The 15,324-nt window shown below is 37.4% G+C and carries 12 protein-coding genes, 1 pseudogene and 1 CRISPR repeat array; of the genes and pseudogenes, 2 read left to right on the top strand and 11 right to left on the bottom strand.

Features of this window, described 5'->3' with window-relative positions:
* Positions 1 to 25: 25 nt before the first annotated feature.
* Both rapA and ACN19N_RS04565 read right to left on the bottom strand, forming a co-directional pair.
* Complete coding sequence (gene rapA, locus ACN19N_RS04570) at positions 26 to 2,854, bottom strand: RNA polymerase-associated protein RapA (RefSeq protein WP_269239267.1); 2,829 nt, start codon at positions 2,852 to 2,854, stop codon at positions 26 to 28.
* A 186-nt stretch (positions 2,855 to 3,040) separates the two neighbouring features.
* Positions 3,041 to 3,685: an RluA family pseudouridine synthase gene (locus tag ACN19N_RS04565; protein WP_420002058.1), complete on the bottom strand. Its 645-nt coding sequence runs from the start codon at positions 3,683 to 3,685 to the stop codon at positions 3,041 to 3,043.
* 148 nt (positions 3,686 to 3,833) lie between these two features.
* Here ACN19N_RS04565 and ACN19N_RS04560 point away from each other — a divergent pair, with 148 nt between their 5' ends.
* A complete protein-coding gene (locus ACN19N_RS04560; protein WP_420002057.1) occupies positions 3,834 to 4,019 on the top strand; it encodes a hypothetical protein in 186 nt (61 codons plus the stop codon).
* Positions 4,016 to 5,191, top strand: a complete 1,176-nt coding sequence (locus ACN19N_RS04555) for a hypothetical protein (protein WP_420002056.1) — start codon at positions 4,016 to 4,018, stop codon at positions 5,189 to 5,191. The genes ACN19N_RS04560 and ACN19N_RS04555 overlap by 4 nt, the downstream gene beginning before the upstream one ends.
* A 19-nt stretch (positions 5,192 to 5,210) precedes the next feature.
* Here the strand turns inward: ACN19N_RS04555 and hemL are convergent, their stop codons facing one another.
* From hemL to cas1f, 9 genes and pseudogenes are all read right to left on the bottom strand, one after another.
* Positions 5,211 to 6,512, bottom strand: coding sequence for a glutamate-1-semialdehyde 2,1-aminomutase (gene hemL / locus ACN19N_RS04550; protein ID WP_420002055.1), 1,302 nt, complete (start codon positions 6,510 to 6,512; stop codon positions 5,211 to 5,213).
* A 51-nt stretch (positions 6,513 to 6,563) separates the two neighbouring features.
* Positions 6,564 to 7,175 carry a thiamine phosphate synthase gene (gene thiE, locus ACN19N_RS04545; RefSeq protein ID WP_420002054.1) on the bottom strand — a complete coding sequence of 204 codons (612 nt, stop codon included), beginning with the start codon at positions 7,173 to 7,175 and terminating at the stop codon, positions 6,564 to 6,566.
* A 45-nt stretch (positions 7,176 to 7,220) separates the two neighbouring features.
* The gene (locus tag ACN19N_RS04540) at positions 7,221 to 8,162 is read right to left on the bottom strand and encodes a S1 family serine peptidase (protein WP_420002053.1); all 942 of its coding nucleotides are present in this window, start codon (positions 8,160 to 8,162) and stop codon (positions 7,221 to 7,223) included.
* 188 nt (positions 8,163 to 8,350) lie between these two features.
* A CRISPR array of direct repeats spans positions 8,351 to 8,799; the repeat unit is 29 nt; unit sequence TTTCTAAGCTGCCTACATGGCAGTGAACT.
* Between the two features lie 130 nt (positions 8,800 to 8,929).
* The gene (cas6f, locus tag ACN19N_RS04535) at positions 8,930 to 9,544 is read right to left on the bottom strand and encodes a type I-F CRISPR-associated endoribonuclease Cas6/Csy4 (protein WP_269239261.1); all 615 of its coding nucleotides are present in this window, start codon (positions 9,542 to 9,544) and stop codon (positions 8,930 to 8,932) included.
* A gap of 3 nt (positions 9,545 to 9,547) precedes the next feature.
* Positions 9,548 to 10,561, bottom strand: a complete 1,014-nt coding sequence (gene csy3, locus ACN19N_RS04530) for a type I-F CRISPR-associated protein Csy3 (RefSeq protein WP_420002052.1) — start codon at positions 10,559 to 10,561, stop codon at positions 9,548 to 9,550.
* A 27-nt stretch (positions 10,562 to 10,588) separates the two neighbouring features.
* Complete coding sequence (gene csy2, locus ACN19N_RS04525) at positions 10,589 to 11,476, bottom strand: type I-F CRISPR-associated protein Csy2 (RefSeq protein ID WP_420002051.1); 888 nt, start codon at positions 11,474 to 11,476, stop codon at positions 10,589 to 10,591.
* Entirely contained in the window at positions 11,476 to 12,726 is a 1,251-nt protein-coding gene (gene csy1 / locus ACN19N_RS04520; RefSeq protein ID WP_420002050.1) for a type I-F CRISPR-associated protein Csy1, read from the bottom strand. The genes csy2 and csy1 overlap by 1 nt, the downstream gene beginning before the upstream one ends.
* 34 nt (positions 12,727 to 12,760) lie before the next feature.
* Positions 12,761 to 14,353: pseudogene (locus ACN19N_RS04515) on the bottom strand (HD domain-containing protein); the annotation flags it as partial.
* Complete coding sequence (gene cas1f, locus ACN19N_RS04510) at positions 14,350 to 15,315, bottom strand: type I-F CRISPR-associated endonuclease Cas1f (RefSeq protein WP_420002049.1); 966 nt, start codon at positions 15,313 to 15,315, stop codon at positions 14,350 to 14,352. The pseudogene ACN19N_RS04515 and the gene cas1f, both read right to left, overlap by 4 nt.
* Positions 15,316 to 15,324: the final 9 nt, after the last annotated feature.

Genomic DNA, 15,324 nt, shown 5'->3' with positions numbered 1-15,324 from the left:
GTCCTCTTTTTTATTGCTGTTTCAGTTAAGGCTTAACCACAACTAAGACTTGAATCGCTTCTGGGGTCACAGAAAGACCATCTAATAAGCCTAGCCCCTCTTTCTGGAACTTTTGTAAACGCTCAATTTCATCTTGACGAATACTTGGGTTAAATTGCTTAAGATAAGTTAAACGGTCAATTTCATATTGCCATTTACTGCCATAATGTTCTTTTGCTTGTTGCATCAACTCTGGCAAAGAGGTTTTGGCAATATCTAAAGCTTGTGCGTAACGCTGTTCAATTACATCACGGCGTGCTTTCACAACTTGACGGCAGCTATTGCCATCGAGATGATGCAAATATGGGCGCAAAATACTTGGATCGATCTTGGCAGATAAATCCTGACCAGTTTCACTCAGTAATACGCGAATCAATTGCTTCGGCAAACTTGACGGTAAGTTCAACCCTTTTGGTGCAACGACATCGACCTTAAACCAAACTTCCAATAAAACTGAACCTTGTTTTAACGCATTCGATTTGAGTAATGCAACGTTAGTACTCCCAAATGATTGTGTACGGATCATTTCCATCACACTTTCAATAAATGGGTGTTCCAAAGTTAAGTACTGTGCATCTTCACGGATTTGTGCCTGATCACGATAGAAGGTTGCTGTCATGCCTTCTTCATCCAAGGTGATTCCTTGAACTTGCATTTGATCAGTTGGTTTGATGATCACTGTACCGTTGCTTTGCTCATCAAAATCAATATTGGTTGATGACATGAAACGCTTCACGAACATTGGTAAAGTCGTGTTGTCATCATAATCCTCAAGTGCTTGCACAATGCCTTGTGCCACAATTGGACGGCAAGAGTTGTACTCAAGCAAACGATCACGACCAGCTTGTAACTCAGCTTCTAAAGCTTGACGTTGTACATTCACTTCTTCAAGTAAATCCTCAAACGTCTGACCTTGATCTGCCAATAAACAATCTTTGAGTTCAATAATAAAGTTTTCTTGCAGCGTTTGTGCGGTTGGAGAAATACTACTGAAAATATTCAGTGCTTCGTTGTACCAACGGAACATACGTTCTTGTGCTGTACCAATTAAATAAGGCACATGAATTTGAATACGATTTTCTTGACCAATACGATCCAAACGACCAATACGTTGTTCAAGTACATCTGGGTTTGCAGGCAAATCAAATAGGATGAGATCGCTGGCAAACTGGAAGTTACGTCCTTCCGAACCAATCTCAGAACAGAGGAGGATTTGAGCACCATAACTGTCTTCTGCAAAGTATGCCGCAGCTTGGTCACGCTCTAATAAGCTCATACCTTCATGGAACATGGCAGTACGAATACCTGCATGTAAACGCAATACATTTTCTAATGCCTCTACCACTGGCCCACTACGTGCGATCAATAACACTTTTTTGTGTTTTAAATCTTTGCGTAGTACTTCCATTAACCATGGCACACGCGGATCATTTTCCATCCATGCACCATCAAGTTGACCTTCTTCTGGCCACATTTGCTCACGCATTTTGCCATCAAATGACCAATCTTCTGGTGCTGGCAAAGGTGCTGGCTGGCAATCACGACCTGGGAAGCCTTGAATCGCTTCACGTGTGTTACGGAATAAAATACGACCTGTACCATGACGATCTAATAATTCATGAATCGCACGCATACGCTGTTCAGGCTGATCATCAATACGATGACCCAATAAACTATCCAAAGCAGCAAGATGTTCTTCAGTCAGTGCTTCATCTGACATTAAGACTTCGGCAACTTTAGCTGTTTGCTGATATTGTTCTTCTTCGTCAAGGAAACGATCTAAGCTACTAAAACGTTGCGGATCAAGTAAACGTAAACGTGCAAAATGGCTTTCTACACCTAATTGTTCAGGCGTTGCAGTGAGAAGTAAGACACCCGCTGTTTGTTCAGCCAACTCTTCGACAAGATCATAACGATCATTACCGCCGTCTTCTTCACTCCACATCAAATGATGTGCTTCATCGACAACCAGTAAATCAAAACCTGCCTCAACCGCTTGCTCACGCAAATCATCATGGTCAACCATCAAATCGACACTGGCAATAATGCATTGCTCAGTCAGGAATGGGTTAAGATCAGGATCATGTTCTTTGATCGAAGCAGTACGCGTTAAATCGAATAGAGAAAATTGTAAATTGAAACGGCGGCGCATTTCAATCATCCACTGATACTGTAATGAATCAGGCACTAAAATTAGGATACGCTCTGAACGTCCTGTTTTCAGTTGTTGATGGATAATCAAACCCGCTTCAATGGTTTTACCCAAACCGACTTCATCGGCTAACAATACGCGTGGTGCAAAACGTTTACCCACTTCGTGTGCGATATACAGTTGATGTGGAATCAAACCCACACGCGCGCCAAGGAAGCCACGTAAAGGACTGGTATGCATTTGCGCTTGCAATAGCATCGCTTCAATACGAAGGTCATACCATTCTTTATAATCAATTTGGCTCGCTAACAAACGCTCTAAAGGTTTTGATAGCTGAATTTGTGCACCGATACGGGTTTCGTTCAATGACTTACGTTCTTGTTCGCCATTTTCTAGGCTACGAACCACATCATAACGCAGCACGCCATGACGATCTTCAACCGATTCAACAATCCACTTAACACCTTCTTGATCTTGCACTTCATCTTTGACATTGAAGATGATACGAGACAAAGGCGCGTTGTTACGTGCATAAACACGCGTTTCATCACTTTTCGGGAATAAAATACTGATAGAACGTTCATCTACATCAATAAGAACACCTAGACCGAGTTCAGTTTCTGTATCCGATAACCAACGTTGACCAATAGCAAACGGCTGCAATTTATTCCACCTTTTTTCATGTTAGCCCACATATTGTATGCCTTAAACTGATGAAAGTTTAAGCTACTTTATGTAGTTTTAAATTTGGTATTATGGTGAAAATGAATCACCCAATAACCTCAATATTTTGACATAAAGCTGACTGAAATAGCGCGCTTTACATCTAGTTTGATCAAAAAAATACGATTAAAACGGCACTGGGTAGTCAAAACTGAGTTGAGTGCCTGTTTTAGGATGAGTGAAGCTAAGTTGTGTTGCATGAAGACACAAACGTGCATAAAGCTGTTGCTGTTCAGAAGTTGCATATAAGGTATCTCCTAGTATTGGATGACCTAGATATTGCATATGTACACGAAGTTGGTGTGAACGGCCTGTAATCGGAGTCAATTTAACGCGCGTTACCGCTTGTCCTTGAATTTCGAAATGTTCAATTGCTTGCCATTCGGTTAATGCAGGCTTGTGATGTGTTGCATCAACGATATGTAATGGTGGACGACTTGGATCATAAATCACAGGAATATCAACTGTGCCCTGACCCTCTAAATGACCAGCAACCAAAGCTTGATAAATTTTTGAGGTTTGACGGTCTTGGAATTGACGTGAAATATTGCTCTGTCCAAATTTGGATAAACCAAACACCAAAATGCCTGAGGTATCTCGATCTAAACGATGAATGAGTAGAGTTTTGGGTTCTAATTTTAATAAACGATTGATCAAACAGTCTTGTAAATCAGGTGTTTTCCCCGGCACTGTCAGAAGCCCAGCAGGTTTATGGATGACCATAAAATCTTCATCACGATGAATCAAATGTTCACTTAGAAAATTACTCAAGCGTACCTTCCAACGACTGGATGAAAACAAGCGGGCAATCATAAAAAGCTTGAAGAGAAATTACAATCAAATTTTCAGTAAAATTGGCTAATTTTTAACAAACGCTATGATAAAATCAAAATTAATCATTACCCTAATAAAAACGAACATGGCTATACATTCAGCAAAACAACAAGCAATTCTTTTATTCACTCAAATATTACAAGAAAAGGACTTTCTAAATACACAATTGATTAATGAAATTGAAGTTTTACATGGACAATCTGATAGTGCGTTCACAGCAGTATTTTGTAAAAATTTAATTGCTGAATATCCAGATAAAAACAAGCTTTGACTGACTTTATTCACTTTTACTTAGAAAAACATGATCGTTTAAAAGCAACTTCTGCCCCACAATCACAAATTTATAGCTATCATGTTTTGGCTCATTGGATAAATATTTTTACACCTTATGCTGACCATAATATTCCTTTAATCTGGCGAGCCTTCCAGCAATATCCTTTTGAGATATTTCCATTTTTAATCAATTTACCTCATGCTGAATTCAAAATAGAAGATATTGAAATCTTGTATACACTCTGTTCAAGAAACCAACATTTTGCAAGAGATGGGATACACATCTTTGATTTTATTAATCAGTATTATGATCAGTTCCCACAACTACTCCTTGCTCTTCCCGAACGGTTTAAACATACCAAAAATGATAAACTACAAGCAGATTTACTCATTATCCTCAGTATGCGGAAAACAGCATTACCTACGGAATTACAAAATTTTATTTTGCAGTGCTTCGATACTTATCAATCACAGCAAGGCAATGTTTTCTATGCAACAATTGATGCTCTAAAGAAATGCAAAGACATAGTTATTCCTAAAGATATTATTACTACTTTAGCCACATTACTACACGATAATCATGAAGTATGGTATTTACCCATGTCTGCAATGCGTGCCTTACATGGTCTTGGCATCCAAGATGATTGGTTTAAACAGCACTTACTCGATGCTTTAGATGGTCCTTATGGTTGTGATGGTGAGACACCACTCAATACAAGTATCGAATTATTAATTCAATGGCAAGAACAAGGTTTATATGCAGTAGACAAAATTATACAATTATTAAAAAAAGGAATAGAAAAAAATGATCAAGAATTAATTAAAGAACTATTGCCCTATTTAAAATACCATACCCAGTTTACGGCACAAACACAGCCCTTATTATGGAATTATTTGCAGACACAACAACATCAAGATGGTGAAGATTATTGGATGGATGAATCTATTATTGAGGATTTTTTAGAATTATCTCATATCTGTCAATGGCAAATAACCGATGATATTTGGAAAAAATTATTTTTAGTTATTCAACCTTATCTTGAGTTTAAAGATCGAGATAAGCTCTTTGATCAGCTTAAATATCATTTAAATATTCAACCTGATCAAATTGAAGAATTAAAACAATGGTGTCATTTAAAAGACCTAGAAAACTCACTATACAATGCATAAGTTTTCTAGGTCTTAGGATTTATTTTTTCATCTCTGCAAAAGTTTCTTTTGCTGCTTGAATGGTCTCTGCAATATCTTGATCTGAATGCATAGATGAAATAAATCCTGCTTCAAATGCAGATGGTGCAAGATATACGCCACGCTTTAACATGCCATGGAAGAACTTCTTAAATGCTTCAACATCACAAGCTAACATCGAATCAAAGCTGGTAATGTCCTCTTGATCGGTGAAATACAAACCGAACATGCCACCGACTTGTTGCGTTTTAAATGGAATACCCGCTTCATCTGCCGCAGCTTGTAATCCTGTAAGCAATTTCGCTAACTGTGCCGAAAGCTTGTCATAAAACTCTGGTTCACGGAGATGCTTGAACATCGCAATCCCTGCACGCATTGCCAATGGATTCCCTGACAAAGTACCTGCTTGATAAACACCGCCTAAAGGTGCGATGCATTCCATAATTTCACGTTTACCACCGAAAGCACCGACTGGCAAACCTGCACCAATAATTTTTCCTAAAGTCGTTAAATCTGGTTTTACGTTATAAACCGATTGTGCGCCGCCTAAAGCAACACGGAAACCCGTCATCACTTCATCAATAATAAATACTGATTTGTACTCATCACATACATCACGAATCGCTTGCAAGAAACCATCAATTGGCGTAACCAAGTTCATGTTGCCTGCAACTGGCTCAATAATCACACCTGCAATCTCATGCCCAAACTTGCTAAAACATTCTTTCAGCGCTTCAATATTGTTATATGGCAGCGTTAAAGTATGCTTTGCAAAATCAGCAGGTACGCCTTTTGAGGTTGGTTCACCTTCACCTAAAGTGAGTAAACCTGAGCCTGCTTTCACCAATAACGAATCTGAATGACCGTGATAACACCCTTCAAATTTTACAATCTTGTCGCGCCCTGTATAACCACGTGCCAAACGAATTGCGGTCATGGTCGCTTCTGTACCTGAACTGGTCATACGCACCATTTCAATTGAAGGCATGATCTCGCAAATCGTATCCGCTAAAGTGGTTTCATGTACGGTTGGCGCACCAAAACTTAAACCATCTTCCGCCGCAGTTTGTACTGCCTGAATAATATCAGGATGTGCATGACCTAGAATCATCGGTCCCCATGAGCCCACGTAGTCCACATAACGTTTGCCATCTACATCCCACAAGTACGCACCTTTTGCCTTTTCGATAAAGACAGGCGTACCACCAACACCGTTAAATGCACGTACAGGTGAATTGACACCACCTGGAATATGTTTATTTGCTTGTTTAAATAACTGTTCTTGCTTTGGAGATAAACTCATAAAAGACTCAACCTAGAATCGAAGAATAAAATGTCGAAACGATGCAAAAAATTATGCAAATAACTTTGCCCATGCATTTACACGAGCAGGAATTTCGGCTGTTGATCGTCCTAATATATCACTAATGACTGCACAAAGGCTCGCCCCAGCATCAATCACAAGCTGAGAATTTTCAACTGTAAGACCACCAATTGCACAAATGGGTACATCAAATTTTTGCTTTGCCTGTTGAATCACTTCGATCCCAACATTCCCCGCTTCAGGTTTAGTTGAAGTTGCATAAACTGCACCAAAAGCCACATAAGTTGCACCTTCAACAATTGCTTTCTCAGCCAATTCTAATGAATTAAGACAGGTACGACCAATAATGACACCTTGTGATAAGCGTGCAGCGGCATCCGTAACTTCACCATCAGACTGTCCAAGATGTACACCTAAACCAAATTGCTCAGCCAATTCCAAGTCATCATTAATCACAAATGGAACTTGGTATGTTTCACAGAGGGCTTTGATTTGTTGAACTTCATCAGGCTGATCAGCTTTTGCGACTTTCTTACGACGATACTGTAAAATCGCAATATTCCCTGTCGCCAAAGCGACCTCTAATTTTTCTAATAATAATTGGAGAGGATCATCATTGGTAATAAGATAAAGGCCGCGCATAGTTAAAACTCATCAATTTCAGGTATTCAGTATAAAGCAAAAATATTAAGCACTTTTAATAAAGCGCCAACGTACAATCGCCAACATTACTAAGAATAAAATCATGAACACACTGACACTTCCACCACCCGATTGGCTTGTTTGGCTACTTTTTTGTTCGGGAACGGTATTTGGATGCAGATAAGCATTTAACCAATCTGAATAGTTCGCAACTCGAGTATACACACTAGGATAACCAACCTTGGCACAACCAATTCCCCAACTCGCAACACCTAGCAAATATGGTTTTTCTAAATTATTAATCGTTAAACCTGCACCGCTATCACCATAACAAGCATCTGTAAGACTGTCTTGCATCGGTGATTCTGCACAAAGCATATTCTGAGTGATTTGTTGCGCGCTATATAATGATGATGAAGATAGACAATTGGCTAATTTTAGCGTGGTATATCTTAAAGTTGTTGGATACAGCGCAGGGTTTCTAATGCTTTTTCCTTCATAATCTTTACAAGTCTGAGATTGAGTATTGTCACAATCTTCTAATACGCCCCACCCTGCAATCTGTACCATATTTACAATCAATGCATTTTGTTGTTCTAAGACGGGATTCATAATGTCAATCGTTTGGCAATTTACACCACACTTTATAAAATCCACATCACCTTCTAATTCTAATAGTGCAATATCGTTATCATAAATACGATTATTATATTTCTCATGTATATACCCCTTTTTAACTTTAATAATTTGTCCTGCTTGAATACTTTGCAAATTTTGTGCACCAATCAAAATATAATAATCACTGTTTTGTTTTTCGAGTGGTTCAATACAATGTGCTGCTGTCACCACCCAATGATCTGCAACTAGACTTCCTGAGCAATGGTAGGACTGGTAAGGTTTTAAAGGGTTAAGTACAACTGCAACTTGCCACGGGATTTGTGCTTCTGTAGTCGTATTACCATTGATAATTCGAGTTTGAGGACTCATATTCGCCCATACACTTTGTATGAAACTAAATAACAGAATATTTAGAATAATAGGATATTTTTTCACAAATATAAGTCCCCAAAAATAATATTGAATTACGCATAAAATAATAAAGCATAAACTCTTTTTATTTTTTTATTTTAACTAATAAAATATGACTAGGAAATAAAAATCTATTTAATTTAAACTTTATAAGCTGCCTACATGGCAGTGAACAGTATCAAGTGACTGAACAACCACAACTTGTTTTTCTAAGCTGCCTACATGGCAGTGAACTTGCAGACCCATCAGTAGCGAAAATTCTAAATTTTCTAAGCTGCCTACATGGCAGTGAACTGGCAATACGGTTTGGGTGAATGCGCCAGTATTTTCTAAGCTGCCTACATGGCAGTGAACTTGGTTTTTTATCTGCTGCAATGATTCTTGTTTTTCTAAGCTGCCTACATGGCAGTGAACTTACAAGCGCAAATTTAAAGATGGTCAAGGACTTTCTAAGCTGCCTACATGGCAGTGAACTCGTAAACAATAAAAAAGCACACCGACTCTCTTTTCTAAGCTGCCTACATGGCAGTGAACTTGGACGCTCTTTACTCTTACACGGTCATTTTTTTCTAAGCTGCCTACATGGCAGTGAACAGTAAAATTAACACAAAAAATAAAGTTATAACAGTGAGTTAAGCTTTAAATCTAATAAAAGACCCAAGTTTTAACCCACGTTTATAACTTATTGATTTTATTAAGCTGTTAAAGAGTATAAAAATATTGGGTTAAAATTCGGGTACAGAACTCTGTGAACTTAAACCATAAGTACTAAAAACCTGAGTTTCAGATTTTTCAGCAGATTTCTTTTCAATAAACAACTTAAACCATCTCTTATCTTGTTCATCAGAAGTACTTAAACTTTGCAATTGGATATAAGGTAAATCCGTTGTTGTTACAACATTACTATAACGAGCCAATGCTTCATCAAAACCAATATCACCACGCTTCACACGGTGACGAGCCAAACGGTGTGGATTAGTTTTCACCTGTTTACGCCTATAAATGGCATAGCCTGTGATTCTCCTTTCAGGGACAGGACGTACACTCGTGATATGTGTGTAATCTAATAAACGATCTAGCCATTTTCGGATATCTAGTTTTTGTAAATCTATTTCAGATATAGCAAAAATACGTAGTTTCCCACCTAAACCAACTTTAGATCTTTTATTTTCCTTTGTTTCATACACATAATCAGGAAAAGAAATTCCTATTGGCACTTGATTGTACTGATCTTTCATTTCCACTAAAGCAAAATGTAACTGCATATAGATTTTTGACCAAAGGAAATAAGGTGAAATCTCAGCTTGATCAATCAAAGTAATTTCTTGGTAATAATCCATTGATTACTCCTTTCCACTTTGACCAAATACTCCACCACGAACTAAAACTGCCATCACATAATGTTCTTGTTCAGTATTAGCCAATGACTCACCTAAAGCGTACTTATCAAATAAATTAAAAAAATCAACTTTATCTTTCGGAGTTCTATATGCTTTTCCAAGATTTGTAACTGCACCATACGGCTCTATCGCAATTGCTGTTTTTTTATCATCAAATTCAGGATACCAAGTATCAATCGTACGCAGTGCATTACCGATTTTTTGAGAATGCATTGCAGCAACATCATTCACTTGATAAAGAATTTTGCTCTTATTGCCTTTTCCTTTATCCAATACCAATTCTTCACTTGGATAGACTTCTTGCGCTTTACCAACTAAAGCATAAGCTTCAATTTTAATTAATAAATAAGCTGTTTCACCTTTTAAAGCATGTGCAATTTGGTTTGCTAAATTTTGTACTTTCTCATCAATCTGATCAAAGTCATGCAATGGATATTGCAAAGCATTAAAAATGACCGCTGGTTGATCATTAATTGTAACAACAACTTCTACTTTTTCAGCACCAACACGGTTACGCCATAAAAACCGAGCATTCGCGATATTGAGCGCGTAGCGTTTAGCAAGCTCAGTAAAACCATATTGTTCGATGTAGTTTTTTGCTACAGCTTGATAAGAATTTAAAAATATTTCGTTATTACAAGCAGATGGATTTTCAACTCCACCGAGTACTTTCAACGTAAATGAAACTTTTAAGGTGTCCTGATTTTCTCCCAAAGCACATGCATCTACAGTTTGTAAATTGGCTTTTTCAACCTCGGCATTCAATTTTATTGGGTCACCTGCAACGGCAGGTTTTAAACGGTTTGAAATCGTTCCTCGTACCGATTTTTCAATCAGCTTTAATGCTGTTTGTTCATTACGATTAATCCAAGTTGTTCCGTAAAAATAACCATCAGATGGAACAAGTTTCTTTTCAAATGCCAGTACACTTGCAATTGCTTTTTCATTTTTAGCCATGAGTTTTTCCTTTTTTTCAATATAAAATTAAGTTGTTGTTTGGTTTTGACAAAGGTATAAATTATTTTCTAAATCAACATGATATTTCCATAACAGTTGATCAATGTGTTCTATACGATACGGCATCATAAATTCACCTAACGTTAAAACACTTTCTGCAAATCGATGTGGAGTATTAGCATCACGTTGATTTTTTGCTTGTCCAAGTTCAGAAATTCCCTGAAAACCAACAGCAATAGGCACAAGCCAACCTTGAGCTTTACGCTTTGATACCCATGTCACTTTGTCATTTTCATCTATAGTAGAACTATGGGTGACCTTCAAATAATCTAAAACCGCATCTAGTGCATCTTTACCCTCATTCATACTTTCTATAACAAGATCACGGCGCTCAATGATTACGTGTCCTAGCATGAGTTTATTTAAGATAGGTCTTAACTCTTTATCTTGATTTTCATATTCATCATCAAAATCTATGATTTGATAATCTTTCACTGCTAAAACATCTCCACTTGCAAATTTCATACTGCACACGAGATCAGGAATAAGTTCTAAAAGTCGCTCTCTCTTTTTTATGTTTAGATTTTCAACTTCAATTAAAAGTGAAACTTCTAAATGACAACGTGCCTCTTCAATAAAAGCAGGACGACTACCATCTTTATCTAAGGGGTTTGCAGTACCTATAATGGAATGAACAAAATCCCCTTGCCCTTTATAAGTTTGCAAATTAAATTCATGACAACTAATTGCCATTTTCGTTAAAATTACATCACAAGCTTTGCTCTGTAACTGGCGTTGTAAGGCATGAACAGCACCGAGCCACGCAGTCATTGCAGGAAATCCAATCGTATATGGGCTACTCATTGCATTGGCATTGTGAAGTTTTAAATGAGGAATCAATAAAAAATGGCGCATTAAAAAAATCCCTTTGCTTGTTGTAATGATTTTTCTACACGTTGTTTAACATCAAGCAACTCACCTGTTCCTAATGTATAAGCATCGCTAATTATTTTTTCATAACTCCGTAATATCCAACGAGCAATTTCTTTACTTAACTCATCACACCAGTCATTATCTGCTTCTCTTTCTTTTTGATGAATTTTATCTAACCAAATACGCTGTACTTTAGGTAAATTTGCGTAATAATCTTGATTTGACCAACCTTCGGTTGCATATTCTCTAGTTCTTAATGCCTGTAACAATATTTGATCTATCACAAACTGAATGATATTTCGGATCGCATTTCGAATATCAATATTATTTAAATCAAGCTGCATAAATTTATGCAATTGAATAAAACTGTCTTGATAGTTTTTTCTATATAAACATTGAAGAAAAAAATCTGTTTTAGGCAGCCGAGTTGCTCTTTTTTCTAATACAGGTGGGCAACTTGATAATAAATAAGCTCGTCCTGCATTTTGACTATTTAAAACACTGACATTTTGTGGTTGAGTTCCACCATATCCAGTAATAGTCAAATCAAAAATATCAGCATAGCCTATTTCATGATGCTCATTTTTCTTACGTGCCTCTTTAGCTTGTTTAGTATCTTCAGAAAAACGTATCGCATCAATAGATTGTTTTAGTCGGGTGATTAATCCTGATGGTGTTAAAATAGAAAGTAAATGATATTGTGCTTCACGAACTGGAAAATAAATTTGTTTCACCAAATGATCTGTTTTAACAGAATGATCTGTTGCTTTAATTTTTAGAAATTCTGTACTTAAAGTATCAAAGTTTAATTTTGCATGAGTAATTAGAGTTTTCAATGCTTGATCTTGCTGTTCAAAACCGTCCAATACCGTGAAATTTTCATTTAATGGTAAGGACAAAAACTTAAATACATCCATTGCAGCAGCATTGCCAAATACATCTAATGAATAATCCACATTCCCACTTCGTAAATAGCCATCATTAGATTGTTCTACTTTAGCAATCACGCTTGAAGTTTTTGCACTTGGGTGACTGAATTTACTTGGGTGACTGACCATAGAAAGCTGTGTAACTCGCTTTGCTGCGTCAGGTAACCACTCATTTAAACTAAATTTATCATTTGCTTGTTGTCGTAATTCAGCTATTACCGTTTCATTTTCCGCCTTTTTTATCCGATCTTTTAACCAAAGTTCTTTTCGCTCATTCAAAAAAGCATAAATACTTTCTGCCATATTTCCCCCATTTATTATTTATCTAAAACTACAAGTCCAAATTGTTCTGAAATAGTTCTTCTAGTGACTCTGAACCTATTTCCTCAATACTGACTTCATCTGGCTGAGTATTTTTTATATTTTGATGATGTAATTCCTGAACAGCTTTTGAACCAATTAAAACAGCAAGCTCATCATTGCTCAAACCAATATCATGACGATATGAATCGCCTGTTTGCAAAGTTAATGTTCTGAGTCCTAAAGCTAAGATATAGCGTAATGATTGCCCATCCTTGGATAGAGCTTGCATAATTTTAGCATTGGCAATCGTTTTACCCTTACCCGTACTCGCCATATTGACAATGAACCAACCTTGTTTCTCTATCCCTTCATTTTTTTGAATAAATTGCTGTATCCCTTTCACTGCCTGATCTTGCCATTCAAAACCTTGAGGACTTTTCTTTTTTAATTTTTGAATATCATAAGCGGGTTCCATGTCATCGGCTAAGCGACTTAAAGACTGAGCGACTCGCATCGCATTGTCACTGACCCGTACTAAATGTTCATCTAAAAATTGTTTGGCTTGTTTCGTTTTTGGGTCAGTATTTGCAACGAGTGATAAATTGGTTTTCCACGTTTTATCCGCCTCACAAGATGAATAATAGTGATCACCTAACATAAGACACAATCTGGCATGATGTAAAATCACTCGCCAACTACCATCTGCAAATATCTGTTGAGATGCTTGAGACTCCTGTAATAAACGTGTTGACCATTTTTTAATTTGTTTGTTCCATTCAGATGACTGAGTCAACAAACCTTGTTTAAACTCAAAACACAATTTAAGGCGTTGTTGATATTCTTTTTCCTCAAATTTATTTTGGTAACCCCAATCTGCTTTGATCAATTCAAATAAGTTATTTATATATGAAACATCTTCACTGCCATATTTCTTATATTCTTCTTCACTTTTTAAATTGGGTAAACGATGATGTGACACGATCAACCATGCGACCAACTGCGCTAAGGGTGGAAGTTGATCTAAAACTTTTGATTGATCTGAGTTTTTTACAATCGTTTGTTTGAGTACTTCTTCATTCCAGCTTTGACTGATAAATAAATTGAGCCATGCTTCATCAGTTTCAATATCGCCCGATGATTGAACCAATGCATTGAGCAAGAGACAAGAAATCCATTCATGCCGTAAAGGATCGCTTTTGAATTGGTTATTTTTACTGAGGAGTTTCTGCTGAAATAAAAGCGTTGCTTTGCCCCAATCGTGAAGTAACGCGGACACTGCAACCAACGCTTTAATTAGAGGTAAATAATGCCAGTCATTTTCCCATTTATTTTGATCTAATTTTTTCTTCGTCGTATTCACAGGCACAATCCCCTGCGTATTAAACTTATTCCGATTTCCAACGACCCACAGCAACTCACTTCTACGACGACCACGTATCCAGTGGCAACTGACTGCCGTACTTTTGGTGACAGTCTTTCTCAATAATTTTTTAACAGCAATCAAACCATCTTCGGTAATGACTGTTTGCCATGTATTGTCACCAATTCGATCCGCAAAAGCATCGAGTACACGGCGAGTTCGAGCAATCGCTTTCTTTTCGCATTGAGAGATAAAGGTAACGATCATATCGTATGATCCCCTAAATCAAAGTTTCTGCAAGCTTGTGCTTTCACCTGATCAAACATCCAATCCAAACAGCGATATTCAGTAAATTTTTGTAGTAACTGCTGTCTAAACTCTTGCTCAGCCAGCCCCTCTTTGGCACAAATAAATGCCCAAGGTAAAAATACAGCATCTTTAATTAAATCCGCTACATCAAACACCAAAGCACCACTGCGCGTTTTACCGTGCATCACTGCAAATGAATGAGAAATGCCTAACACCCAAAGGGTCGTAGCACTTAAACCGTATGCGAGATAATTACCATGATTCAAAAAGTTATTGGCTAAATCTCCCTGCTCAGGATTGCGCTCAAAACTAAGTTTGCAACGTGTTGCCGCAATCTTATAAAGTTGCTTGGTCATTTTTGCTTCAGCAAGCAATAAATCACCAACTTTACTTTGATGTGGAATTTTCTTTTCAAACCCTGTTAACGCTTGGGTGATATCTTGGTCATCAAGATAAAATCCTTCTGCTTGTAAATCTCGATCTTTAGCCCAAACTTTACGGATAAATTCGATACGAGCGAACTGAAATTGTTTTGCGGCCTCTAAACGTTTTGCCTCATCAAACCAAAAGCTCATCCACCCCTGCATATATTCCGTAGGGCGATATTCACTTTGTGGCATCATCCATTCAATTTCGCTCCCCATAAATAAAGGCGTTCCACCGCCGCCTGTAAAACCGACCAATACTCCTGCACTGGCGAGCATCCGCATTGCCGCTTGGGTAATGGATGTGCCTGTACCCAATAAAATGACCGTGGTATTGGCGATTGGAATATTCCAATATTGGTTTTCATTTTTGGCTTCTGTGAGATATAAAACTCGACCATCTTTTTGCATGACACGTGCATGTTCAAGGTAGTAAAGATTTGCACGTTTAGAATGTAAAATTGCTTTTAAATCGGAAGGATTAAGTTGTTCCATTATTATGAT

The organism is Acinetobacter sp. LF10 (genome assembly GCF_048585715.1).
Lineage (GTDB): Bacteria > Pseudomonadota > Gammaproteobacteria > Pseudomonadales > Moraxellaceae > Acinetobacter.
The sequence above is the reverse complement of the archived record's forward strand: the minus strand, read 5'-3'. Positions and strand labels throughout refer to the sequence as shown.

What these genes read in the sequence shown, in the direction of transcription:
- ACN19N_RS04560 (WP_420002057.1), top strand. Translation starts at nt 3,834, where the DNA reads ATGGCTATACATTCAGCAAAACAACAAGCAATTCTTTTATTCACTCAA.
- hemL (WP_420002055.1), bottom strand. Translation starts at nt 6,512, where the DNA reads ATGAGTTTATCTCCAAAGCAAGAACAGTTATTTAAACAAGCAAATAAA.
- thiE (WP_420002054.1), bottom strand. Translation starts at nt 7,175, where the DNA reads ATGCGCGGCCTTTATCTTATTACCAATGATGATCCTCTCCAATTATTA.
- ACN19N_RS04540 (WP_420002053.1), bottom strand. Translation starts at nt 8,162, where the DNA reads ATGAGTCCTCAAACTCGAATTATCAATGGTAATACGACTACAGAAGCA.
- cas6f (WP_269239261.1), bottom strand. Translation starts at nt 9,544, where the DNA reads ATGGATTATTACCAAGAAATTACTTTGATTGATCAAGCTGAGATTTCA.
- csy3 (WP_420002052.1), bottom strand. Translation starts at nt 10,561, where the DNA reads ATGGCTAAAAATGAAAAAGCAATTGCAAGTGTACTGGCATTTGAAAAG.
- csy2 (WP_420002051.1), bottom strand. Translation starts at nt 11,476, where the DNA reads ATGCGCCATTTTTTATTGATTCCTCATTTAAAACTTCACAATGCCAAT.
- csy1 (WP_420002050.1), bottom strand. Translation starts at nt 12,726, where the DNA reads ATGGCAGAAAGTATTTATGCTTTTTTGAATGAGCGAAAAGAACTTTGG.
- cas1f (WP_420002049.1), bottom strand. Translation starts at nt 15,315, where the DNA reads ATGGAACAACTTAATCCTTCCGATTTAAAAGCAATTTTACATTCTAAA.